General features: G+C 69.3%; 21 protein-coding genes and 1 pseudogene. 10 read left to right on the top strand and 12 right to left on the bottom strand.

All coding sequences use genetic code 11. The annotated features are described in order from the left end of the window. The first annotated feature begins 740 nt into the window (after positions 1-740). A complete protein-coding gene (locus tag AB0959_RS07530; RefSeq protein WP_366825362.1) occupies positions 741-1,544 on the top strand; it encodes a hypothetical protein in 804 nt (267 codons plus the stop codon). A 189-nt stretch (positions 1,545-1,733) separates the two neighbouring features. On the opposite strand, the gene AB0959_RS07525 is transcribed toward AB0959_RS07530, so the two are convergent. Beyond that, entirely contained in the window at positions 1,734-1,865 is a 132-nt protein-coding gene (locus tag AB0959_RS07525; protein ID WP_366825501.1) for a hypothetical protein, read from the bottom strand. Positions 1,866-2,002: 137 nt separating this feature from the next. Here AB0959_RS07525 and AB0959_RS07520 point away from each other — a divergent pair, with 137 nt between their 5' ends. Together AB0959_RS07520 and AB0959_RS07515 are read left to right on the top strand one after the other, a co-directional pair. Then, on the top strand, positions 2,003-2,407 hold the full coding sequence (locus AB0959_RS07520; RefSeq protein WP_366825361.1) for a Rid family hydrolase: 405 nt from the start codon (positions 2,003-2,005) through the stop codon (positions 2,405-2,407). A 143-nt stretch (positions 2,408-2,550) separates the two neighbouring features. Next, entirely contained in the window at positions 2,551-3,300 is a 750-nt protein-coding gene (locus AB0959_RS07515; RefSeq protein ID WP_366825360.1) for a transposase family protein, read from the top strand. Positions 3,301-3,828: 528 nt separating this feature from the next. Here AB0959_RS07515 and AB0959_RS07510 read toward each other — a convergent pair. From AB0959_RS07510 to AB0959_RS07500, 3 genes and pseudogenes are all read right to left on the bottom strand, one after another. After that, entirely contained in the window at positions 3,829-4,224 is a 396-nt protein-coding gene (locus AB0959_RS07510; protein WP_366825359.1) for a DUF5958 family protein, read from the bottom strand. A gap of 160 nt (positions 4,225-4,384) precedes the next feature. Beyond that, on the bottom strand, positions 4,385-4,693 hold the full coding sequence (locus AB0959_RS07505) for a lysine transporter LysE (protein ID WP_366825358.1): 309 nt from the start codon (positions 4,691-4,693) through the stop codon (positions 4,385-4,387). A 276-nt stretch (positions 4,694-4,969) separates the two neighbouring features. Then, positions 4,970-5,449, bottom strand: a pseudogene (locus AB0959_RS07500) (tyrosine-type recombinase/integrase); the annotation flags it as partial. A 318-nt stretch (positions 5,450-5,767) separates the two neighbouring features. Between AB0959_RS07500 and AB0959_RS07495 the strand changes: the two are divergent. Together AB0959_RS07495 and AB0959_RS07490 are read left to right on the top strand one after the other, a co-directional pair. Next, on the top strand, positions 5,768-7,876 hold the full coding sequence (locus AB0959_RS07495; RefSeq protein WP_366825357.1) for a hydantoinase/oxoprolinase family protein: 2,109 nt from the start codon (positions 5,768-5,770) through the stop codon (positions 7,874-7,876). A 29-nt stretch (positions 7,877-7,905) separates the two neighbouring features. After that, complete coding sequence (locus AB0959_RS07490; RefSeq protein WP_366825356.1) at positions 7,906-10,176, top strand: hydantoinase B/oxoprolinase family protein; 2,271 nt, start codon at positions 7,906-7,908, stop codon at positions 10,174-10,176. 87 nt (positions 10,177-10,263) lie between these two features. Here AB0959_RS07490 and AB0959_RS07485 read toward each other — a convergent pair whose 3' ends face one another. Together AB0959_RS07485 and AB0959_RS07480 are read right to left on the bottom strand one after the other, a co-directional pair. Beyond that, on the bottom strand, positions 10,264-10,425 hold the full coding sequence (locus AB0959_RS07485; RefSeq protein WP_366825355.1) for a hypothetical protein: 162 nt from the start codon (positions 10,423-10,425) through the stop codon (positions 10,264-10,266). 148 nt (positions 10,426-10,573) lie between these two features. After that, on the bottom strand, positions 10,574-10,903 hold the full coding sequence (locus AB0959_RS07480; protein ID WP_366825354.1) for a hypothetical protein: 330 nt from the start codon (positions 10,901-10,903) through the stop codon (positions 10,574-10,576). Between the two features lie 266 nt (positions 10,904-11,169). Here AB0959_RS07480 and AB0959_RS07475 point away from each other — a divergent pair, with 266 nt between their 5' ends. After that, complete coding sequence (locus tag AB0959_RS07475; protein WP_366825353.1) at positions 11,170-11,733, top strand: DUF6650 family protein; 564 nt, start codon at positions 11,170-11,172, stop codon at positions 11,731-11,733. Between the two features lie 200 nt (positions 11,734-11,933). Here AB0959_RS07475 and AB0959_RS07470 read toward each other — a convergent pair whose 3' ends face one another. Continuing rightward, positions 11,934-12,212 (bottom strand): DUF6000 family protein, encoded by a 279-nt coding sequence (locus tag AB0959_RS07470; protein ID WP_366825352.1) that lies wholly within the window; start codon positions 12,210-12,212, stop codon positions 11,934-11,936. Positions 12,213-12,452: 240 nt separating this feature from the next. Here AB0959_RS07470 and AB0959_RS07465 point away from each other — a divergent pair, with 240 nt between their 5' ends. Together AB0959_RS07465 and AB0959_RS07460 are read left to right on the top strand one after the other, a co-directional pair. Further along, positions 12,453-12,959 (top strand): hypothetical protein, encoded by a 507-nt coding sequence (locus tag AB0959_RS07465; RefSeq protein ID WP_366825351.1) that lies wholly within the window; start codon positions 12,453-12,455, stop codon positions 12,957-12,959. 36 nt (positions 12,960-12,995) lie between these two features. Further along, positions 12,996-13,280: a helix-turn-helix domain-containing protein gene (locus AB0959_RS07460; protein ID WP_366825490.1), complete on the top strand. Its 285-nt coding sequence runs from the start codon at positions 12,996-12,998 to the stop codon at positions 13,278-13,280. 349 nt (positions 13,281-13,629) lie between these two features. On the opposite strand, the gene AB0959_RS07455 is transcribed toward AB0959_RS07460, so the two are convergent. From AB0959_RS07455 to AB0959_RS07440, 4 genes are all read right to left on the bottom strand, one after another. Further along, entirely contained in the window at positions 13,630-14,790 is a 1,161-nt protein-coding gene (locus AB0959_RS07455; protein WP_366825350.1) for an alkaline phosphatase PhoX, read from the bottom strand. A 198-nt stretch (positions 14,791-14,988) separates the two neighbouring features. Beyond that, on the bottom strand, positions 14,989-15,921 hold the full coding sequence (locus tag AB0959_RS07450) for an oxidoreductase (protein WP_366825349.1): 933 nt from the start codon (positions 15,919-15,921) through the stop codon (positions 14,989-14,991). A gap of 151 nt (positions 15,922-16,072) precedes the next feature. Further along, entirely contained in the window at positions 16,073-17,707 is a 1,635-nt protein-coding gene (locus AB0959_RS07445; RefSeq protein WP_366825489.1) for a SulP family inorganic anion transporter, read from the bottom strand. Positions 17,708-18,219: 512 nt separating this feature from the next. Beyond that, positions 18,220-18,825, bottom strand: coding sequence for a carbonic anhydrase (locus AB0959_RS07440; RefSeq protein WP_366825348.1), 606 nt, complete (start codon positions 18,823-18,825; stop codon positions 18,220-18,222). A gap of 393 nt (positions 18,826-19,218) precedes the next feature. On the opposite strand from AB0959_RS07440, the gene AB0959_RS07435 reads away from it, so the two are divergent. After that, complete coding sequence (locus AB0959_RS07435) at positions 19,219-20,733, top strand: winged-helix domain-containing protein (protein ID WP_366825347.1); 1,515 nt, start codon at positions 19,219-19,221, stop codon at positions 20,731-20,733. Next, the gene (locus tag AB0959_RS07430; RefSeq protein WP_366825346.1) at positions 20,730-22,226 is read left to right on the top strand and encodes a HAMP domain-containing sensor histidine kinase; all 1,497 of its coding nucleotides are present in this window, start codon (positions 20,730-20,732) and stop codon (positions 22,224-22,226) included. Before AB0959_RS07435 ends, AB0959_RS07430 begins: the two co-directional genes overlap by 4 nt. 63 nt (positions 22,227-22,289) lie before the next feature. Here the strand turns inward: AB0959_RS07430 and AB0959_RS07425 are convergent, their stop codons facing one another. Then, on the bottom strand, positions 22,290-23,057 hold the full coding sequence (locus tag AB0959_RS07425; protein ID WP_366825345.1) for a glucose 1-dehydrogenase: 768 nt from the start codon (positions 23,055-23,057) through the stop codon (positions 22,290-22,292). Positions 23,058-23,105: the final 48 nt, after the last annotated feature.

Here is a 23,105-nt window from a genome sequence, read left to right as displayed (position 1 = left end):
GGCCCATCGACCAGTGGGAGCCTCATGACCTGGAGGTTCATCCTGCTGGCACGGCAGTGGACGGGGCCTTGCCTAGGCAGCGGCCGCTGCCAGGCTAAGTGCCGCGGGACCATGACCGAACTCTGGCCGAAGCGGTGCGGCACGCTCGAGCGGGCCGTAGCCGAATGGTCGTCCTGTCCGGTACCTCCTCAACTGGCGAGACCCGGGCCTGCTGGGAAGCCATTAGGCCACTGGCCGATGCTGGGTGGAAGCTGTGGCATCCCTTCGACCCACGTACGCCGAAGCTGCTCTCAGGGAAATCGCATTCGTTCGGCCACGGACCGTGGTGTGGCTCAACGAGACCCAGCATTACCTCGGCGACGCGCACGTGGGCGAGCAGATCGCCGCCGCACTGCACGCGCTGCTCACCGATGAAAGGCGGATGCCCGTCCTGGTGTTGGGCACTCTATGGCCCGAGTACGACCGCCAGTACACCGCCTTGCCCGCAACCGGCCAACCGGACCCGCGCAGCCGGGTACGAGAACAGCTGGCCGGACGCACCGTAAGCGTCCCGGAAAGTCTCGACGCAGATGCGCTGGCCGCCGCCACTCTGCTAGCACGGGGCGGCGACCAGCTGCTGGCGGACGCTCTCATCCGAGCCGGTACCCACGGGCGTGTGGCTCAGGATCTGGCCGGCGCCCCCGAGCTCCTGCGCCGCTACGAAAGGCTCCCCTGCGGCTCACGCATTGCTACAAGCGGCGATGGATGCACGTCGGCTGGGCGCCGGGCCGCACTTGCCTCAGGCCTTCCTCATTTACGCCGCGCCCGGCTATCTCGCCGACGCCGATTACGACAACCTCGCCGATGACTGGGTGGAAACCGCGTTCGCCGAACTCGCCAAGCGCGTCCATGGCAAGCAAGCCCCCTTGAGCCGTGTCACTGTCCGCCCACCGCACACACCGCACCCCGTGGCGCTACCTAGCCCTCTTCCAGGATCGGTGTTCCGGCTGGCCGATTACCTCGAACAGCACGGCCGCGAGACCCGTCGCCTAATGTGTCCACCCGCCTCGTTCTGGCAGTCCGCACACGCTAGCCTCACGGATCCTGACGACGTCAATAAGCTTGCCGATGCAGCCTATGCGCGATACCGCCTGCAGTGGGCGCATCATCTAAAGCGCCGCGCTGTCGACGCCGGGCATCCGGACGCCTGTCAAATTCTGGCCAATTGGTTAGAGGAAGTCGGAAATCGCAAGGCAGCCGAATCCCTGCTGTGGCAGGTTGCTGACGCAGGCGACTCGCGGGCCTTCATATACCTGGCCTTCCAACGAGAGAACGACGGGGACCTTGAGGGAGCCGCGTCCCTAGCCAAACAAGCCGCCGATGTCGGCAACCCCAACCTCCTAGGCCTTCTGGCTACCTGGCGGGAGGAAGACGGAGACCGTAAGAGAGCCAAAGCCCTGATGCGGAAAATCGCCGATGCTGGCAACCAGCAGGCCTTGACAGTTCTGGCGGGCTGGCGGGCTGGCGGGCTGGCGGGCGGAAGACGGAGATCGGGAGGGGGCTGAAGCCCTAGCTCAGCGAGCCGCTGACGCAGGCGACCCACGGGCTCTGACGCTCCTGGCCCGCCAGCAGGAGGAAGCCGGAGACCGGGAGAGCGCTGAAGCCCTAGCCCAGCAAGCCGCCGCTGGCAATCCGAACGCCCTGACCTTCCTGGGCATGCAGGTCATGCAAAGGGCGGGGATCAGTGAGCTCTTTCAGCGTTGACGCTCCAGGGTGAGGACTGCTGCGGCGATGACGGTCATGCGGTTGGGACTGCAGCTGGCTCTGCGGAAGACGTACCAGGACTTCAGTCGCACATTCACGCCCGCCGCTTTGACAGAGCTCACTGCAACCAATCTTGTGCGCGCAGAGAACACTTCGACTTCGCTGCCAGACAAGCATCGTTTCTACGAACCTGTAACTTCTCCGTGCAAGGGCCTGTCTGCAACTGACGGTCCCGCCCACTGTTTCAAGGAAGTGAGTCATGAGTTCTCAGGCGAAGGCATTCGGTTTTGGTATGCCGTGGGAGTCGTTGTACGGGTACAGTCAGGCCACCCAGGTCGGTGACACGGTTTACGTGTCAGGACAGCTGTCCCATGACCGGCACGGCAACTTCGTGGGTGCAGACGACTTCGAACTGCAGGTCCGAACCACGCTGGAGAATCTGGACCTGGTGCTGAGGCAGTTCGGGGCCGAGCGTAGCCAGATAATGGAGACCACGGTGCTGGTGCGGAACCTGCGGGAGAACTTCGACACGACAGCACGCCTCCACGCCGAGTACTTCGGGGAGCACCGGCCCGCCAGCACGGTCATGGGCATTGCCGACCTGGCACTGCCGGACCAACTCGTGGAGATTGGCGCGCTCGTGCGTCTCGACGTGAAGCCATAGGTGGGAGGCTGGCCTGATTCCTTCACTGAGGTCTTTCAGCGTGGCCATTGATCGGGTAAGGGCGTCGGTGTCCGCAACGCACGAGGCTCCCGTGCCGTTGAGGGAGGTGTTCGAAGTCTCAACCCATCGGCAAAGGAGCCTCGTTGGTTCCCTATCCTGCCGCACTCGATCTGCCTCACGTGCTTGTCGAGTGGGTCACCATGCTCATCGTCACCCGCGAGGGTGACCGCCGCTACAAACTCCCACCGCACCAGCGTGCCCTGGTCGGGCTGGTATACCTGCGCCGGCACGACACCCTCGCGCAGATCGCGGCCGGGTTCGGCATCTCCGTCGGCACCGCCCACGCCTACACGACAGCCGTCGTCGGCCTGCTCGCCGACCGCGCACCCGGCCTGCTGCGCGTTCTGCGCGAGGCCGACCCCGACTACGTCCTGCTCGATGGCACCCTCGCGGAATGCGACCGGATCGGCGACAGCCGGGCCGACTACTCTCACAAGCACCGTCGGCACGGCGTGAACGTGCAGGTGGTGACCGATCCGGCGGGAAGGCTGCTGTGGCTCTCGCCCGCGCTGCCCGGCCGTGCGCACGACCTGACCGCGGCCCGCACCCATCGGATCATCCGGATCTGTGAGCGCCAGGGCATCTCCGCGCTCGCCGACCGCGCTTACCTGGGCGCCGGGCCATGGGTGACCACACCGTTCAGGCGCCCGCCGGGTGGCGACTTGTCGCTCACCCAGCGCACGGTCAACCGCGCGCTCTCCGCAGCACGGGCACCGGTGGAGCGGGGCGTGGCCCGCCTGAAGTCCTGGCGCATCTTCCGCAAAGCCCGGTGCAGTCCGAATCGAATGTCGTCAATCTGTGCCGCCGTCCTCACCCTGGAGCGTCAGCGCTGAAAAGGCTCAGTGACCGGGAGAGAGCCGAAGCTTTGGTACGGCAGGGCGCCAACGCCGGTGACCCGCACGCCCTAGGCTTCCTGGCCGGCTGGCGGGAGGAAGCGGGAGACCGAAACGAGGCTGAAGCCCTGGCCTGGCAAGCCGCCGACGGTGGGCACCCGAATACTCTGGAACTCCTGGTCTCATGGCGGGAGAGAGCCGGGGCTCAAATGGAGGCGCAAGCCCTGGCCCGGAAGGCCGCGGACGCTGGCCATGCGAACCACATGAGTAAGCGTCTACGGACAACCTGGTGACCCTACGGACTTGATCCCGACGGCACTCCATCATCCCCATGGCAGTGACTCCCCCGAAGGGGGCCGTCGTGGGTCGAACGCAAGGTCTGGACCGAGCAAGCTGGGCCGAACGAGGCCGCTCGGCAGTGGCCAACAACGACCAATGACGACCGCTCAGGCGTGAGGGACCATCACCCAGACCTGCGAAAACCCAGCTCCCCAAGATCCCCGTCAAGACCCAGGGCAAGACGTCACCTCAGGTCGCGTTGCTTGGCGGATCCGGCAGGTTGTGCCACGCGTGACCACATCCCCCGGCGCAGTACAGCGTCCGTCGGCGGGTGTCGGCGATGCTGAAGAGGGCGACGAGCAGGCGGAAGGACTTGGTGAGTTCGTAGGCCGGAAGTCGGTCCATTCCGAAGCGCCACTTCGTGAGCATCACCGCCGGCGTGTGAGTGGGGCGGATGCCGGAACGCGCGATGCTCTCTGGCACGTCGTCCTCACGGGCGCGGGCCTGCCCACAGAACAGCACCAGGGCGTGCAGGACCTTGCGTTGGTCGTCCTCTGAGAGGCCCTCGAACCACTCGACACCCCCGGCCACCGGTCCAAGCCCCTGTGCGAGTTCGTTCAGGATCACCTCGTGTGCGTCCAACACATCCTTCCACCCCCATGGTTCAGACCGACAGTACGCGCACGGCCACCGTGAGCAGCACCGTTTCGCGTGCGGGAAGAACCTCTGTCCAAGTTGCTTCGGGACGAAGAGGTCTTCTCCCCACCCGTCACGACAGTAGGTGGGAGGTGTCCAGCCTGACCGTTCAGGAGCAATCGCAAGACCAGGCGTAGGCGATGAATACGGCGGCCACGGCAGCCGCGGTAGCCGCCGCGCCAGCCAGTCGCCCGCGTCGCCCTGGCTTGGCCGGACGAAGCAGTTCCCAGCCGCCATAGCCGAGGAAGGCCAGCAAGGAACCGCCTACGCCCACGGTGACGAGCGGGCCGCGCTCCCATTCCCGGACAAACGCCAGCGCCAGACCTGCCACGGCAAGGCAGGCGACCACCGTCAGCACTACCTCTCCGGCTAGCTCCTCCACGAGTTCCTTCAAGAACGAGCCAGCGCCGCGGATCACGCGTACGACACGACTCCGAGCCACAGGAACAGCCACACGCCCCCCAGAGCCAGCCTCGAATGATCGGACCCTACGAAATCGCGATGCGTCGGGGAAGACTGATCAAGGCGATCTGTTCAGCAGTGGAGTCCCGCCACCACACTGTCCAAGCACGAAGTCCGGCGGCCACGAGCGCCTGGCAGAGACCTCAACGACCATAGAAGACTTCTCACATCCACCGCTGACATCAACGACGCCGGACAGAGGCGTACCCCAGCGTCTTTGTAACGCGGGCGGTCACTCGCGGATGCGGCGCCTCCTGAGCAGCCGGTCCATGTGGTTCATGGCCTCGCGCTGCGTGTCCTGCACGACATGTGTGTACACGCCCATCGTGATGCTGATCTGGCTGTGCCCGAGGATCTCCATAACCACGCGGGGCGCGACTCCGGCCGCCGTGAGGAGAATGGCGGTGCCGTGCCGGGCAGCGTGGAGCCGGATGACGCGGAGGCCGGCGGAGTGGGTGACGCGGGTGAACGAGCGGTACAGGTTGCGCGGCTCGACCGGGCGGCCGGTGCGAGTGGCGAAGACGTGGGCCGACTCCTGCCACCGCTTCCCCGCTTTGGTTCGGGCAGCGGCCTGCCGCATCCGGTGCCGTCGCAAAGGTGCGATACAGAGGGCGGGCAGCGGGAGAGCACGACGGCGGCGGCCCTTGGGGTCGTTGTCGTACAGGACTCCACGGTGCCGCTGGATCTGCCGGCGGACGTAGAGGACACGGTTGGTGCGAGTTGGACCCAAGACCTCACCGAGCGGCCCAGCAGCCGTCACTCCGCGGATCGTTCGACGCCTACTCGGCGTCCCAGGCCGACAGATGGGTTGCCATCGCCCTCAGGACCATCACACCGGCCCTGGACCCCGAAGCCTGCGACGAATGCCAGCCCAGGGGAGGAGCTGCCGAAGCCGAGGCTCGGCGTAGGCAGCTTGGACCACGCCGGGCCCGGACGCGCGGCGACCGTCCCAGGTTGACAGCGTTCCGACGTGCCGGAAAGGCTCGACATGCCCCGAACGAGCCTGAAAGCAAGGAGTGATCCCACCCGGATGCCTGAGTACTACGTGGCCTCCGACATCGGAGGCACCTTCACCGACACCGTCGTGATCGACGACGGCGGTCGGGTCGGCCGGTACAAGTCCTCCACCATTCCCGACAACCCCGCCCAAGGGGTGCTGAACACGCTGGTCGACGCCGCCGACGAGCGTGGTGTCGGTCTGGCCGACCTGCTGGCGGACGTCGAGATGTTCGCGCACGGCACCACGATCGCCACCAACGCGATGCTCGAAGGCCGTAGCAAGAAGGTCGGCCTGATCCAGACCCGAGGCTTCGGGGACACCTTGACGACCATGCGCGGGTTCAAGGGGACCGGCCTGGAGGAAGAGGAGATCAAGCGTTTCCGTACGCTGGTGAAACAGCCCCCGGCCGTGCCCCGTTCGCGGACCGAGGAGGTCACCGAACGCGTCGACTACGCCGGCCGGGTCGTCTGCCCGCTGGACGAGGACGATGTGCGGCGCGCCGTCGCGCGGCTGCGGGACGCCGGGGCCGAGGTGTTCGCCGTCTCCCTGCTGTGGTCGTTCGCCAATGACGCGCACGAACGCCGGGTCGGCGAGATCGTGGCCGAGGAGGCGCCCGGGGCGAGCGTCACGTTGTCGAGCGAGTTCCTGCCGCGCATCGGGGAGTACGAGCGCACGCTGACCACCGCGGTCAACGCCGGTCTGCGCCCGCTGCTCAGGACCTCGCTGGACAGCTTCGAATCCACCCTGGCCACGGCCGGCCTGCGGACCGGGCCGCTGCTCATGCAGTCCAACGGCGGGCTCGCGACCTTCGCCGAGGTGGAGAAACGCGCCGCGGCGGCGGTGATGTCCGGGCCGGTCGGCGGAGTGGTCGCCTCCCAGTACCTGGGCAGCCGCGACGGCCATCGCAACATCGTCACCACCGACATGGGCGGCACCAGCTTCGACGTCGGGCTGGTGCTGGACGAGCGTCCGGTCATGTCCAACACCACGCTCATCGGCCGGGACCGGCTCGCTCTGCCGTCCGTGGCGGTGCGGGCGATCGGCGCCGGAGCCGGATCCATCGCCTCCGTACGCGACGGTGTGCTGCTGGTCGGGCCCGAGAGCGCGGGCGCCGATCCCGGACCGGCCTGTTACGGGCGTGGCGGCGAGCGGCCCACGGTCGCCGACGCGGACCTGGTGCTCGGCTACCTCAACCCGGACAACTTCCTCGGCGGGCGGCTCGTCCTCGATGTGGAGCGCGCCCGCGCCGCCATCGACACGCACATCGCCCGGCCGACCGGTCTGAGCGTCGAGCAGGCCGCGGAGGGCATCAAGACCATCGTGGACGCCCGGATGGCCGACCTCGTCCGCCAGGTGACCGTGGAACAGGGGTACGACCCCACGGACTTCGCGGTGTTCGCGTACGGCGGCGCGGGACCGCTGCACGCGTTCTCGTACGGCGCCGAGCTGGGCTGTCCGAGGATCGTGGTGCCGCTCACCGCCTCGGTCCACTCGGCGTTCGGGATCGGCAGCTCCGACCTGACGATGGTCGAGGAGCTGTCCAAGCCCCTGCAGACGCCTCCCGGCACCACGGACTACGGCGCTGCCCTGCCGGCGGACGGGATCGAAGCGACCTTCACCGAGCTGGAGGACCGGGCCTCGCGCGGGCTGGTCGCGGCCGGGGCCGCCCGGGAGTCGGTCGGCTTCACCCGGTCCGTCGAGATCCGGTTCCGGGCGCAGATCCATGTGCTGGCCGTCGGGGTCGACGGCGGCCCGATCACTCCCGCCGGGGTGAACGCCATGGTCGAGCGGTTCATCGACCAGTACGAGGGCCGGTTCGGCAAGGGCTCGGCGTTCCCCGAGGGCGGTGTGGAGATCACCACCTTCCGGGTCGTCGCGGCGAGCCCGGTCCCCCGTGCCGAACTCGGATCCGGACGGATCGAGGGGGACGTGACAGTGGCCGAGCCGGGCACCCGGCGGGTGTTCACCGGGGGCGAGTGGACCGACGCGGCCGTCTACCGCGCCGAGCACCTTCGCGAAGGGCTGAGCATCGACGGGCTGGCCGTCGTCGAACTGCCGGACACCACCGTCGTCATCGGCTCCGGTCAGGAAGCCGTCGTGGACCGGCTCGGCGGCATCGTCATCCACAACCGCCCGTGAACCGCGGCTCGTCCCCGAAAGGAACCACGATGAACACCGCCGCCCGCACGACCGCGGCCGCCACGAATGGGACGGCCGACACGAACGGGACCGCCGACCCGGTCACGCACGAGGTGATCCGGCACAAGCTCTGGTCCATCAACGCCGAGGGCGCCACCACCGTGGAACACGTCTCCGGCTCCCCGGTCGTCCACGCCACCGACTACAACTTCGGCATCTACACGGCCACCGGGGAGATGGCCGTCATCGGCACCTATCTGCTGACCCCGGTCTACACCGGTGCGATGGCGATACGGGAGTTCCTGCACCGGTACGACGACATCGAACCCGGTGACGTCTTCGTCATCAACGACCCCTACATCGCCGCGATGCACCAGAACGACGTGCAGTTCTGCAGCCCGGTCTTCCGGGACGGCGAACTGGTCGCCTGGCTGGGCTGCATGGCCCACCAGGTCGACCTCGGCGGCATGGACCCCGGCAGTTGGTGCACCACCGCCACCGACGTCTACCAGGAGGGCATCCGGATCCCGCCGGGCCGGATCGTCCGCAAGGGCACCGTCAACCAGGAGCTGTGGGACACCGTCGTCGCCAACTCCCGCATGCCCCACACGGTCGCCAACGACTTCCGCGCCTTCCTCGCCGGACTGCGCGTCGCCGGTCGGCGCTTCGACGAACTGTGCGACCGCTACGGCACCGGCCAGGTCCGCACCACCATGGAACGCACCCTCGACCACAGCGAGGCCGCCCTGCGGACCATGCTGCGCGAGCTGCCGGACGGGGTGTACGAGCACACCTCGTACCTGGACCGCCCGGACGGCCGGGGCGACGGGAGCGACCGGGGCGACGGGAGCAACCGGGGCGACGAGGGCATCGAGCTGCTGGAGGTCCCCTGCAGGATGGAGAAGCACGGCGACCGGCTGGTCTTCGACTTCTCCGACGCCAGCCCGCAGAGCCCCGCCTACGGCATGACCACGCGCGCCGGTCTGCTCGGCGCCGTGGCCACCCTCATGCTGTGCACGTTCGGCTCGGAGATCCCCTGGAACCACGGCATCATGCGCCCGGTCGAGGTCAGGGCGCCCGACGGGCTGTGCGTCACCGCCGTCGAGCCGATGCCCGTCAGCGGCGGTGCCGCGGGCGCGAACTGGACGGCGACCTGCTCGGCGGGCGGCGCGATCGCGAAGATGCTGAGCTTCTCCGAGACGTACGAGAGTTTCGCGTTCGGCCCGAGCGACGGGTCCTGGCAGCTGAACCAGTTCGGCGGCGCCGACCAGCACGGGCAGCCGTTCGCCTCGATGTACATGGACTCGCTGATGTGGGGCGGGCCCGCCTTCTCCTTCCGCGACGGGGTGGACGCGGGCGGCGCGATGGTCATCCTCGGCGGCGGCGCGACCGACGTCGAACAGCAGGAGATGCGGCACCCGCTGATGTACCTGTGGCGCCGTCAGGTCCCCGACTCCGGCGGGGCGGGCACCTATCGCGGCGGCAACGGCATCCAGTTCGCGCTGACGCCGATCGACACGTCCGAGGTGACCGGCGTCCTGGGCACCCATGGCGTCTCGCTGCCGAACCGTACCGGCCTCTTCGGCGGTCTGCCCGGCTCGTGTGCCCGCTTCGAGCGCGTCACGTCCGCCCGGCCGCTGGAACGGATGGCCGACGGGCGCGCCGTCACCCGGCTCGCCGATCTCGACGGCACCCATGAAACGCTGCCCGGCGTCTCACCGGCGGCCCGCATCGCGCACGGCGACGTCTTCGAATGCACCGTCCAGAACGGCGGCGGCTACGGCGACCCGCTGTTGCGCGACCCCGCCAGGGTGGCCGCCGACGTCGAGCGCCACGCGGTGACCCCTAAGGCCGCCGCCCGGTTGTACGGAGTCGCCCTGCGCGACGACGGCGGTGTGGACGAGCCCGCGACGACGGCCCGTCGGCAGCGGATCCGCGAGGACCGCCGGGCTCGCATGACCGCCCCGGCCACGGCACCGGCCACGGGCGGTCCCCACCCCGGTACGGCCACGGCGGAGCCCACCGGAATCTGGGGCAGCGCCCTCAGCATCGTGCCCGGCCCCGACGGGCCGGCCGCCGCGTGCCGTCACTGCGGAGCCGGACTCGGCCCCCTGTCCGACGGCTGGGAAGGCGTCGCCGGCCGTCTGACGCTCGGTCCGGACGACCTGGGCGGGGACGTGCGTGTCCATGACGCGCTCACCGTCGTCGCCCACGTCTGCCCGCACTGTGTGACCTCCCTCTGGGTGGACACCGAGCCGGTCGCGGGGAAGACCTGGCGGGACTTCGCCGCGCGCCCTTGAGCGGACCGCGCCACGCCCGGTGGGCCGCTCCTGCGCCTGATGGCTGTGCGGGCCCTCTGTGCGCAGTCGATCCCGGTTCTCTAGCGGTCAGCTGTCCTCGGGGCTGTCGCCAACGCCGTCGGAGTTCGCTTCGGTGGTGGTGGCAGTGACGCGGTCGTGTGCTTTTCTTGCGGCGGCCATCACGAGCGCCACCAATCCGCTTAGCTCCAGGAACTTGCCGAGGATGCCGCCCGCGGTGGAGCTACGCATCAGAAGGCTTCTAACATCCACGGCTGACATCAACGACGCCGGACGGGGCGTACACCAGCGACTCTGTCCGGCCGTCCCACCAGTCGTCGGCCGCAGTCGAAGCGGGCTCGAATCGAACTCCTGAAGCGGTGCTCACTCTCTACACCGCTCAGGACGAGGTCGTGAAGCCAGTGGACTGGTCGAGGTGGAAGGCGGAGCCCGGAGCCGTCGGGGTCCAACCCTCACGCAAGGCAAGCCGCACAGCCGTGGCGACACGGGACGGCAGTACAGGCTCAGCCTCGCGGCAGATCCAGTTGTTCGGATGTGGCTGGTCGGTGCTTACCACGAGCGTCGTCCCCGGAGTGTTCGCATGCTCCACCGCGAACGTACACGGCGACCAGGCCAGCCCCTGGCTGTACGTCGGCCGGCCCCGCAGCCGCCAGCGGTACGCCGTGCCGTCGACAACGATCCGTCGCGATCCCTTGCCGACCAGTGCCATGTCTCCCCCTTCAACAGCGACGATGCTAGCAATCCCGGCCTCACCGGCCGTCTCAGTTTCCGTCTCGTTCAGCGCCGTTCACGGCCGTTCAGGCCGGCTCCGGAGCCGTCTCCACACCAGCGGTCAGCCGCCCACGAACCCAGGCGAACGCCCTCGCACCCAGCCCATCACCCCACGAACACAGTTGGAAAGAGTGCGCGTATTACTTCAAACCATGCCACCTGTTTCACGCCCAGCCGCTCGCGGGCCTACCTAGGATGCCGAGCGTGAGGGTTCTGGAGATCATGCGACGAATCAAAGGCTTCAGCACGCCGCTCGGCGGTGTGGACTGGGACCTGCCGCTTCCCCAGCGGGCCGTGGCCGAGAAGGTTTTTGTCTACCTGGAGGACCGCAGAGTCCTCACAATGCCGCGTGCCGTCATACGCGCAGTCGAGGACCCAGATCACTGCGTCGCATCGGTGCTCCAAATGAGGGAGACGTTGACCCAGATCTTGATGGAGCCTGACACTGGGGACGACCTGGCAGAGAACCTCAAGGCAATGCGAGCCGCTTGCCGACGGTTTCTGGACGCCGCGGGTCCCAACCACTCGGGACATTTTGGCGACCGCTTTGAGAGCGCCGCGTTCGGTGCGGCGCTTGGTGAGCTACGCGCGGTTTTCGGGATTCAGCTCGGCGTCATCGCTGCCCGCTACAAGCTTGAGCTGTCGGAGGAGCTGGCGGGCATCCTTCCTGCCTCTGACACCGACGACGACCAGGTGCCCAGCAGCGTCGTCACGTGCACCACTACCGCACCAGATACGACGGGGAACAGCGGGGAACCACGGTGGTAGAGACTCAACCCGGAGTGGTCATACCTCAGCCGTTCAACCAGGTCAGCACCCGAACCAGCCGCAAATGCTCGCAGCTTCCCAAGCTGAGGGTGCTGGGCGGTGACCACCCTGGTTTTAACGTCCACTTCTCTCATCTGAACAGTCTTGGCTTCTGCGGCGGTGGCTTCCTTCTACCAGGTGTCACCGTGACGAGCGCGGGGTCATCGTCTCCTTGCCGTACAGTGTCCGGCGCTCTCATCGGTGAAATGGCAGAGTAGCCAGGCTGCTGTCTTGCGCTCGCGCCACCCTCCGTCGAGCAGGATGCCCAGTTCACGGGGGGTGATCGCGGCGGCGGCCGTGCCCAGCTTCCCCGCGAACTTGGCGCGTTCGCGCCCGCTCATGCCGAGAACGCTGCCACCAAGTTTTAGGTACCGCCGGGCGGGCGTGACGTAGCGGCGGATCAGCCTCGGCAGCTCGGACTCTTCGTCAGCCTGACGCATGGCGGCATCCTGCCGTGGACGCGGCCGTCTGACCATCGACCTGACTGGTCGGACGACTCAGCCGGTCGGCTCGTCAAGGCTGCCGAGGTCGTCGGGGAGGCTGGTGACCGGCGACGCTGGAATGGTTGCAGGTCAGCAGGCTGACCAAGTGACCTGAGCGTACAAGGCTCCCAGGTTCGCGGGGCAGCGCCGGTGCCACGCCACCTGTCCCAGGGCTCGGCACAGTGCTGTACTGCAAGCATGGGCGATGTCTGGGCAGCTGTCGGTGCCGTGAGTGCCGCGATCGGAACCATATTCGTGATCGCCGCATCCTTCTTCGCCTACTCGCAGATCAAGGAGGCACGTCTTTCACGGCACGTGCAGCTTCTCATCTCTTTCCAGGAGAAGTATCACGCGCCCACGGCACGCCTGTTTCGACACCGTCTCATAAGCGGTGAGTTCGGATCGCCTGAGCATTTTGACCCAGCTCGCATGAACAGTGAAGATTTCCATTCCTTCTGGCAACTTCACGATCAGCTCGAAATGCTGGGAGTCCTGGTCGAACAGGGATTGCTGTCCTTCGACCTCGTGCTGGCGTGCTTCCATCGCTCCCCGCCGCAGGTCTGGGCCGCTATCGAGCCATACATCCTGGACCGGCGCACGCGCGCCTCTCCCCTTGAAGGGATGAATTTCGAGCGGCTGGTTCGGCGTTACCAGAACGCCCCTCTCCTCCGAGCCGGATACTGGGATCGTCAGAACGTCTTGTAAGAAAGCCGAGCCCGAGCGGGCGCCTCACCGCAACTCATAAAGGCCAGCCTGTGCCACAGTTGCCCAGTTCTCAGCGGCCTGACCGCCGGTCCAGCTCCTACCGGCCGGCCGACACAGCGGAACCTGGGCGAACCCGAGCTGTCCCCGCGGGCCATCGCGGAGGCCCCCCACACCTCCGTCAGCCACCTGCACCGGCTCTTCCAGGACCACGGCACCACCGTCTCCACGCTGATCCGCCGTCACCGGCTGGAGCATGCGCGCCGTGACCTCATCGACCCGCGGTTGCGCGACGTGCCGGTCCACCGCATCGCGGCGCGCTGAGGGTTCACAGGACACGCCGCCTTCACACGTGCCTGCCGGGCCGTCTACGACGTTCCGCCCAGCGACTACCGGCAGCACACGCCCTCCTGGCACGGACCCCCGCGCCGCACCAGGAGGGGGCGCTGGGGTTCTGAGCCCGCCCGTCGCTTGCTCCGCTGTCGTGTCACCCAGCATCCCCGGCACTGGTGTGACAGTCGTTGACGCTGAGTCCACTGTGCTTGCCACTGAGTCCACTACCGGAGTACCGGAAGACATCTCTGCCGCAGCCACCCGGCCCCGGCGGCAACCGCCGGGGCCGGGCCTGGTTTCCTGCGGCCCCCGGGAAGTGCAGAGGCCAGCCAGTGAGGGCCTACGCCCGGAACGGTCCCCTCACCTCGTACGTGATCCCGCCCGAGGAACTCCCGCTCGTCCCTCGCTGGCTGGAGAAGTACAGCCGGGTGCCGTCGGGTGAGAACGCCGGGCCCGTGATCTCCGAACCCGACTGGCCGTCGATCCGCAGGAACGGGGCGATCACGTCGTCCGGAGTGATGACGCAGATCTCCATGTTGCCGCCGTCCTCCGCGACGAAGAGGTCGCCGGAGGAGGAGCCGGTGATGTTGTCGACGCCGGTGAGCGGGGCCGTGCCCGAGGTGACCAGGGAGTCGTCGTACGCCAACTCGTAGGTGTCGCTGGTGAGGTTGAGCTGCCAGACTCGGTTGTCGCCCTTGGTCGTGAACCAGACCGTGTCGTCGGCGTAGTGGCAGCCCTCGCCGCCGTTGAAGGACTTGGAGCCCGAGACCTGGGTGCGGGTGGTCGTCGGAGAGCCGTCCGGGTCGGGGACGTTCGCCCAGGTGAAGGAGCCCGACGTGGCGCTGCCGGCGACCATGACCTGGAGCGTGCCGGAGGACAGGTCGCCCCAGGTCGTCGGGACGAAGCGGTAGAAGCGGCCGTTCGTCTCGTCCTCGGTCAGGTAGACGACCTTGCGTACCGGGTCGGCGGCCGCGGCCTCGTGCTTGAAGCGGCCCATAGCGTCCCGGCGGACCGCCGCGTTCACGCCCCACGGATCCGTCTCGTACACGTAACCGAGGGACACCTCCTCGCAGGACAGCCAGGTGTTCCACGGGGTCCTGCCGCCCGCGCAGTTCTGGCGGGTGCCCGACAGGACGCGGTACGCGCCGGTGATCGAGCCGGTCGACGAGAACTTCACCGCGCTCGCGCCGCCGGACGGGTTGATCTCCGAGTTGGAGACGTAGATCCAGCCGGTGCCATCGGTGTAACAGGCACCGCCGTCGGGGGCGTTGTGCCAGGTGTACGAGGTTCCGGTGACCGTCTGACCGGAACGGGCTATCACACGGCTGGTGAAACCGCTGGGCAGTCTGATGCCGTTGGCGTCGGCCGCGCCCAGCGCGCCGTAGGGGCCGGTGCCCGGCTGGGCGGGAGCGGCGTACGCGGCGCCGCGCCAGAGGGTTCCGCCGAGGACGGCCGATGAGCTGCCGATGAAGGCGGCACGCAGGAGGGTACGACGTTCCACGCTCACTCCAAGAGAGGTGTCGTGACCGCCCCGCCACCGGTCGGCGGCGGGGTCGCGCGGTCACGGACACTAGGGGCGCCAGGTGGACATGTCATTGCCGAGCGATGACACGGGCGTGGTTGACATGGGGGTGTGGTTCCGGCAGGGTGCCGACCCCTCGCCCGGCCCTCCCTCTCGCCCGGCCACCCCTCCCGGGGCTCAGGCCTTCAGCCCCTCGTACGCGATCCCCGTCAGCCGCTCCGACTCGTCCCACAGCCGTTCTGCCGCCCTGTCGTTGAGCGTCCACGGCGCGCGCCACGACGTCGCGGGGGAGCCGCGCCAGCCGAGGACGGCCGGGCCCGTGAAGGAGTCGGGGCGGACGCCGGGGGCCGTGGCCGCGTACAGGGTGGGGAGGGCGCCGGCGTCCGCGGACTGGGCGAAGTAGCGGTTGCCGACGCGGATGAAGCGCTCGGCGGCCGTGCGGCCCTCCAGTTTCACGCCCGCCGTCTGGAGGTTGGTGCTGGCGTATCCGGGGTGCGCGGCCGCGGCCACGACGTCGGAGCCGACGGCGGCCAGCCGGCGTGCCAGTTCGTGGGTGAAGAGGAGGTTGGCCGTCTTGGAACGGCCGTAGGCGATCCAACGGCGGTACCGGCGCTCGCTGTTGAGGTCCGTGATGTCGATGTTGGACACGGCGTGCATCCCGCTGGACACGGTCACGACGCGCGCGTCGGGCGTGCCGAGCACCATCGGCAGCAGCAGCCCGGTGAGCGCGAAGTGCCCGAGGTGGTTGACTCCGAACTGCGTCTCGAAGCCGTCGGCCGTGCGCCCGTACGGCAACGCCATCACGCCCGCGTTGTTGATCAGCAGATCGAGACGGTCGTGCCGTTGCCCGTACGTCGCCGCGAACTGCCGTACGGAATCCAGCTCGGCCAGGTCCAGTCGTATGAACTCCGGTTCCGCTCCCGGTACTTCGCGCGCCAGACGATCCGCGGCCTCCGCGCCGCGTGACTCGTTCCGGCAGGCCAGGACGACACGCGCGCCCCGCCTCGCCAGTTCGCGCGCGGCGACGTAGCCGATCCCGCTGTTCGACCCGGTGACGACGGCCGTACGGCCCGTCTGGTCCGGGATGTCGCCGGCTTTCCAGCCTGCCATGTTCGGGGCTCCCTCCGAGGGCGGGTGAATTCCAGCCTACGAGGGGGCGGCGGCACGGGCACCCGTCGGGGGTTCAGGGCGGTGGCCCCGGCGCGATGTGCGCCGGGGCCACCTACTGCCATGGAGCCGCTGATGCTTGCCGCCTCACCCGTCAGCGGGGCGCGTACTCCTGGGCGTACCGCTCCGCGTACTCCTCCGGCATGGGACGGGTGTCCAGGTAGAACCACTCCGCGGTGGGGCTCGGCGACGGGGCGTCGTCCGGGCGGCGCGGGAGAGGCTCGGTCCGGGGTGCGGCGGGCTGCTCCTGGGGGGCGGCCGCCTTCTGGGCGGTGGCCGCGTGCTTGGCCGGGCCCGGCATCAGGAGTTCCACGCGCAGGCCCTTGCCGCGCTGCTGGGCCGTGAACTCCTCGACCTGGCTGCGGCAGGCGTGGTCCAGGTGGGTCACACCGGTGAGGTCGAGGCGGATGCGCGGCTTGCCGGACTCGGCGGCGGCCTCCAGGGCCTCGATGACCTGCGGGAGGCGCAGGAACGTCGCGTTGCCCGCCATCACCACCTTCGCCGTGTCGTCCTCGATGTGCTGCTTGATGACCGTCTGCGACATGCGCACGGCAGCGAGGACGATGCCGGCGGCGAGGCCGATGAGGACGCCCTCCAGCAGGGCCGTCGCGACGATGACCAGCGTGGTGAGCGTCATGACCGCGAACTCGCCCCGGTCCTGGCGCCACATCTTCGGGAACTCGTAGGGCGCGAACAGCTTCCAGCCGCTGTGGATGAGGACGCCCGCGAGGACCGAGATCGGGATCAGGGCCAGCACCTGCGGGAGGAGGATCGCGAAGGCGAGGAGCCACAGGCCGTGCAGGGTGCGGGACATCCGGGTCTTGGCGCCCGCCTGGACGTTCGCCGAGCTGCGGGCCACCACCGCGGTGATGGGCAGCGCGCCGAGGATGCCCGCCACCGTGTTGCCGGCGCCCTGGGCGATGAGCTCGGGGTTGTAGCGGGTGCGGGGACCGTCGTGCATACGGTCCACCGCGGCGGCCGTGAACAGGGACTCCGCCGAGGCGATCACCGTGAACGTGAGGATCGCGGTGATGATGCCCGGGTCCGCGAGACCCGCGAACTGCTCCGCGCCGGGGACGTCCACGGAGGCCAGCAGGTTGCCGACCTGGAGCGTCTTCACCTCCACGCCGGGGAGCGCGGCGACCGCGATACCGATACCCACGGCGACCAGCGCCGCCGGGAGTTTGTTGATCGGCCCCGGCGCCTTCTTCCACATGAAGCTGAGGACGACGGTGAGGACGGCCAGTCCGGCCGCGATCATCGTGTTGGGGTTCGACACGGTGTCGGCGATCAGGCCGGGGATGCCGGCCATGTTCTCGATCGGGGTACCGGGGGCCTTGGCGTCGGCCGCCGGGTACGCCTGACTGAACATCAGCGGCAGACCGATGCCCGCCAGCATGCCCTGGACGACGGCCAGGGAGATCGCCTGGAAGAACCGGCCCAGCTTCACCAGGCCCAGGATGATCTGCAGGATGCCCGAGAAGAGCACGATCACCCCGAGCATGGCCACGCCGAACTCCATCACGGTCTCGGCGACCAGCGCGGCGAGACCCGCGGCCGGGCCGCTGACCTGGAGGGTGCTGCCCCGCTGCGCGCCGACCACCAGACCGCCGATGACACCGGAGATGATGCCCAGCTCTGCGGGGACACCGGACGCCACGGCGACGCCGATGCACAGGGGGAGGGCCACGAGGAAGACGACGAGGGACGCCGTGATCTCGGTGGCCAGGTCGCCCTTGGGCGCCTTGGCGGACGGGGAGGACGACGAGGACGGGGAGGACGGGGAGGACCCGCCGTCCTTCGAGAGCTTCGAGAACAGTCCGCCGCCCGAACCCTTGGGGGTCCTGGGGTCCGTACGGGGCCTCGGCCCCCTGGAGCCGTCGGGTGCCGGGTGCTCCGACCGGGGCGAGCCGGGCGGCCCCGGCGACCCGGGAGGCCGGGCCGGGTGAGGCGGGGTCGCCCACGCGTCGTGGCGCGGGGGTGCCGGGGGTGCCGGGGGCGCCCCCCAGCCGTCCAGGTGGGACGGCTCGCTCCAGCCGTCCTGGGGTGCGGAGGGCGGCGCGGAGGGTGGTGCGGAGGGCGCCGAGCGGGCCGTGGTGGGCACCCATTCGTCGGGGACACCCGCCCACGGGTCCTGCGAGGAGCCGGCCTGCTGCTGCCCCGTCCCGTTCATCCACACCGTGGGGCCCGCACCGTGCGGTTGCTCCTCGCGTGGCCTGGCGTGCCTCCCGTGCGTGCCGCTCATACGGCGTGCACCCGGAACAGGCCGTCCTCGTCCAGCTCGTGCACCTGGCCGGTGTCCACCTCGTAGTACCAGCCGTGCAGGTGCAGCCGTCCCGCGTCGATCCGCTGCTTCGCCGCCGGGTAACTCCGCAGCGCGGCCAGCTGGTTGACGATGTTGAGCTGCACCACGTCGGACAGCGACGGGTCGGCCAGGCTTCCGTCGATCAGTGACGCGAGGCGCGGGCGGGCGAGATCCAGCCACGCGTCCACGCCGGGCAGCGCGGACAGGTCGTCACCGGACTTCAGGGCACCCATCGCGCCACAGTGGGAATGGCCACACACGACGATGTCCTGAACACCGAGCACCTCCAGTGCGTACTCGATGGTGGCGGCCTCGCCCGACGCGCCGGGCTGTCCGTAGGGCGGAACGATATTACCGGCGTTCCGCAGCTCGAATATTTCTCCGGGCCGTGCGCCCGTGATCAGGGCGGGTATGACCCGTGAGTCCGAGCAGGTAATGAACAGCGCCTCGGGATATTGACCTTCGGCCAGTTTCCGGTATTCGCCGCTTTCGAAGTCGACCCGTCGCTTGAACGAGCGGGCGCGGTCCAGCAATGCCTTCACGGTTCCTCCCGGCAGGGGTTTCGCACCGCGTCCTTCACGACGTCCGATAAGGCCTCGGCCAGGCTTGACGCGGTATTTGACCAGGTCAGGGATAGTCAGGGGTGGGGTTTGACCGGGTCTCCCTCACCGTAGAACAGCGACTGCCAGACGAAGGTTAGGGGAACACTAAAACGCGGTCAGGAATGGCCCAGACTTTGTCCGACCGCCCCAGAGGGACTCTAAGAGAACGTCAACGACCGAGGTCCTGACGGTTTTTGAGCGTCTGCTCACATTGTCCAGGATCCGTACGACGTACCATTGACGGCTCTTGTAGCGTGTCAACTCCACGGCAACGGAATTCCTGCTGTCCGGATGCGTGGTTGACGTTGTCGGTTCACGGAGAGACGGGATGGCATGGGCGTACGAGTGCTGCTCATCGAGGACGACCACACGATTGCCGAACCGCTCGCCGAGGGTCTGGGCCACTTCGGGCTGGCGGTGAACCATGTCGGCACCGGCACCGAGGGGCTGAGGGGGCCGTACGGCGATGTCGTGCTGCTCGACCTGGGTCTGCCGGACATGGACGGCATCGACGTCTGCCGTGGCATCCGGCAGACCTCCGACGTCCCGATCATCATCCTCAGCGCGCGCGGCGAGGAGGCCGACCGCGTGCTGGGCCTCGAACTGGGCGCGGACGACTACCTGGCGAAACCATTCAGCATGCGTGAGCTGGTGGCACGTGTCCGTGCGGTGACCCGGCGGACGCAACGCGCCGGATCGGCCGGACAGTTCGGCGGCACGGACGCCTACGGGCCGGCCGGGGGCGGGGGGTTCGCCGCCGCGGAGTCCGGGCCGGGGGCGGGGCCGGGGGCGGGGCCGGGGGCGCACGACGCTGGGGACCCGTCGAGCAGGGCGTCGCACTCGCGGGGGACGGAATCCTGGGCGCGGACCGGCGAGTCGTTCGGAGGGGAGTCCTACGGCGGCGAGTCGCTTCGCAGTGAGTCGTACGGAGGAGAGTCGCTTAGGACCGACTCCTTCGGGGGCGAGTCGCCCAGGAGTGAGTCCTTCGGCCGCGGATCCCTGGACGGTGGATCTTTCGGCGGCGGATCCCTCGGCGGCGGATCCTTCGGCGGTGAGTCGTTCACCGGGAACCCGGGAGCCGCGGCACCCAGGCCGTCCTCCTCCTCGTACGAACCCACCGACGGCACCCGGCAGTTCGAGTCCTCGCGGACCTTCGAGGCGGGGCCCGCGGACGCCGGGCGCTCCCCGGAGCCGGGTGGTTCCCGGGACACGGGCCGTGCCCCGGAGCCGGCCGGCTCCTACGACGCGGCTCGCTCCTACGACGCGGCTCGCTCCTACGATTCGACCGGTTCCCTCGACTCGACTCGCTCCCACGACGCGACCGGTTCCTTCGACTCGGCCCGCTCCTACGACTCGGCGAGTTCCTTCGGCTCAACCGGCTCCTTCGACACGACCGGTTCCTTACACCCAACCGATCCCTTCGACGCGACCCGCTCGTTCGACGCGACCCGCTCGTTCGAGGCGCCCGACCCCGCCTTCCACCCCGCACCGCCACCCGAGGCCGCCGCCGAGGGGGCCGCAGGGCCGCTCGTCGTGGACCGCAGGACCCGGCAGGTGTGGGTGGGGAACTCGCCCATCGCCCTGACGCCCAAGGAGTTCGAGCTGCTGGCGCTGCTCACCGAGGACCCGGGCGCGGTGTACTCGAGGCAGCAGATCCTCGACCGGGTGTGGGACCCGCACTACGAGGGCCCGACCAAGACGCTGGACGTGCACGTGGCCACGCTGCGGCGGAAGCTGGGCAACCCGGCGTGGATCCAGACGCTGCGCGGGGTCGGGTTCCGGCTGGCGGTGCACACGCGCCCGCCCACCGCGTACCAGGCGCCGGGGCCGCAGGCGGCGTATCGATGACCAGGCGCCTGCTGCTCAGCTACCTCGGCCTCACCCTCCTGGTCCTGCTCTGCCTGGAGATCCCGCTGGGCTTCATGTACTCGCGGGGCGAGCGGGAGCGGGTGATCAACGTGGCCAAGGACGAGGCGGAGTCGGTGTCGGCGTATGCCTCGCTGTCCATCGACGCGGGCAGTGCCGCACAGGATCTGCCCACCCGCGCGGTCCACTGCGCCGAGCGCATCGGCGGCCATGTGCTGATCGTGGATCAGTCCGGCGCACTGCTGGCCACCTCGCACCGGGTGGCCGACGACGAGTCCGGGAACCTGGCCGCACAGCCCGGCATCGCGGCCGCGCTCGGGGGCGAGTCCACGGCGGACGTGCGTACCGCCACCATCGGCGGCGTCGAGTACATCGCGGTCGCGGCGCCCGTCACGCACGGCGTGGAGAAACTGGGTGCCGTACGGCTCACGGTGCCGACCAAGATGGTGACGAACCGCGTCCAGCACGTGTGGCTGCTGCTCATCCTCGGCGGCCTTGCGGTCCTCGCCGCCGTCGCCGTCGTCGGGTTCGCGATCGCGCGCTGGACCGGCCGCCCCATCCGTGAACTGGAGCTCGCCACCTACGAGTTGGCCGACACGGGCGCGGTGCGGCCGGTGGCGATCACCAAGGGGCCGCCGGAGGTGCGCAGCCTCGCCGCCACCTTCAACCGCACCGCCGCCCGCCTCGAACACCTCCTGGCCTCCCAGCGTGCCTTCGCCGGCGAGGCCTCCCACCAGCTCAAGACCCCGCTCGCGGCGCTGCGGCTGCGCCTGGAGAACCTGGAGTCCGACATCGCCCTGCACGCCCGGGGCAGCCTCACCGCGGCGATGACCGAGACCGACCGGCTGGCCCGTATGGTCGAGGGACTGCTCGCGATGGCCCGGCTCGACGAGAGCGCCGCCGAACGCGAGCGGGTCGACGTGGGCCAGGTGTGCGTGGAACGGCACCGCGCCTGGAGCCCGCTGTTCGAGCAGCACGGCGTGGCGCTGGCGCTGGCGGGCGACTACGCGGGCCAGGTGCTGGCGGTGCCCGGAGCGGTGGAGCAGATCCTGGACAACCTGCTCTCCAACGCGCTGCGCGTGTCTCCGCCGGCCTCCACCGTCTTCATCGACCTGCGCCGCCCGACACCTCACGAACGCCGATTCGCCCACGCCTTCCCGCACCATCGCGCACTGGGCCCCGGCCGGGTCCAACTGCACGTCATGGACGAGGGTCCCGGTATGACGGAGGAGCAGCGCCGCCGCGCCTTCGACCGCTTCTGGCGCGCTCCCGACGCCCCCAAGGGCGGTACGGGCCTGGGTCTCGCCCTGGTCCAGCGCCTGGCCCACGCGAGCGGCGGCGAGGCCGTCCTCCGCCCCGCCCCGAGCGGCGGCCTCGACGCGGTGGTCCGCCTCCCGTGCGCCCCGAACCCGAACCGGGTGGGCACCCCGCTGACGGAGCACCGGCCCCCGAGACCGCTGGAGGCCACTCGCTGAGAGGGCGCCCTGGATGCCCTGGACGCCCTGGATGCCCTGGACGCCCTGGACGCCTTGCACGTCCTACAGGGACGCGGCGCCGTCGATCACCAGGTCCGTGCCGACGACGGACGCGGCGGCGTCCGAGGCGAGGTACAACACGGCCTCGGCCACCTCCTCGGTCGACGAGACGCGGCCCAGGGGCGACTCCTCCTTCATCCGTACGGCACGCTCGGCGTCGGTCTCGCCCGGCCTCAGTGACATGGTGGTGGCGGAGGCGCCGGGGCTCACGGCGTTGATGCGGACGCCGTCCCCGATGTGGTCCAGCGCGGCGCCACGGGTCAGCGCGGCCACGGCGGCCTTGGAAGCGGCGTACGCCGTCGTGCGGGGCACCTGCTTGTGCGCGCCCAGGTTGGACGACACGTTGACGACGGCTCCGCCGTTCGGCTGGGTGCGCATCTGCCGGACCTCGGCCCGCAGGGCGAGGAGCACGCCGGTGACGTTGGTGTCCAGCAGTGCCCGCCAGTCCTCGTCGGAGAGGTCGGCGACGGGTTGCCCGCCCCGGAAGACGCCCGCGTTGTTCACGGCGACGTCGAGCGAGCCGAAGCGGTCGACGGCCGTCCGGACGAGCGCGTCCATGTCGGCGGCCCGCGCCACGTCGGCGACCTGCGCGACGACCGTGCCGCCGGTTCCCTCGGCGAGGGCGACGGTCTCGTCGAGCGCGGCCCGGGTGCGCCCCGCCACGACGACGGAGGCCCCTTCGGCGGCGAACGCGAGCGCGACGGCCCGCCCGATGCCGGATCCGCCTCCGGTGACGAGGACGGTACGGCCTGAGAAGCGGCTGTGGGGCATGCGGGTGACTCCTTCGCTTGCTTGCTTTTACTTGCTTATTTGACCGAT

This window comes from Streptomyces sp. NPDC046862 (assembly GCF_040704615.1).
Taxonomy (GTDB): domain Bacteria; phylum Actinomycetota; class Actinomycetes; order Streptomycetales; family Streptomycetaceae; genus Streptomyces.
This window is presented reverse-complemented; position numbering and strand designations above follow the sequence as displayed.

What these genes read in the sequence shown, in the direction of transcription:
- AB0959_RS07485 (WP_366825355.1), bottom strand. Translation starts at nt 10,425, where the DNA reads ATGCGTAGCTCCACCGCGGGCGGCATCCTCGGCAAGTTCCTGGAGCTA.
- AB0959_RS07495 (WP_366825357.1), top strand. Translation starts at nt 5,768, where the DNA reads ATGCCTGAGTACTACGTGGCCTCCGACATCGGAGGCACCTTCACCGAC.
- AB0959_RS07465 (WP_366825351.1), top strand. Translation starts at nt 12,453, where the DNA reads ATGGGCGATGTCTGGGCAGCTGTCGGTGCCGTGAGTGCCGCGATCGGA.
- AB0959_RS07480 (WP_366825354.1), bottom strand. Translation starts at nt 10,903, where the DNA reads ATGGCACTGGTCGGCAAGGGATCGCGACGGATCGTTGTCGACGGCACG.
- AB0959_RS07450 (WP_366825349.1), bottom strand. Translation starts at nt 15,921, where the DNA reads ATGGCAGGCTGGAAAGCCGGCGACATCCCGGACCAGACGGGCCGTACG.
- AB0959_RS07470 (WP_366825352.1), bottom strand. Translation starts at nt 12,212, where the DNA reads ATGCGTCAGGCTGACGAAGAGTCCGAGCTGCCGAGGCTGATCCGCCGC.
- AB0959_RS07430 (WP_366825346.1), top strand. Translation starts at nt 20,730, where the DNA reads ATGACCAGGCGCCTGCTGCTCAGCTACCTCGGCCTCACCCTCCTGGTC.
- AB0959_RS07490 (WP_366825356.1), top strand. Translation starts at nt 7,906, where the DNA reads ATGAACACCGCCGCCCGCACGACCGCGGCCGCCACGAATGGGACGGCC.
- AB0959_RS07425 (WP_366825345.1), bottom strand. Translation starts at nt 23,057, where the DNA reads ATGCCCCACAGCCGCTTCTCAGGCCGTACCGTCCTCGTCACCGGAGGC.
- AB0959_RS07530 (WP_366825362.1), top strand. Translation starts at nt 741, where the DNA reads ATGGATGCACGTCGGCTGGGCGCCGGGCCGCACTTGCCTCAGGCCTTC.
- AB0959_RS07435 (WP_366825347.1), top strand. Translation starts at nt 19,219, where the DNA reads ATGGGCGTACGAGTGCTGCTCATCGAGGACGACCACACGATTGCCGAA.
- AB0959_RS07520 (WP_366825361.1), top strand. Translation starts at nt 2,003, where the DNA reads ATGAGTTCTCAGGCGAAGGCATTCGGTTTTGGTATGCCGTGGGAGTCG.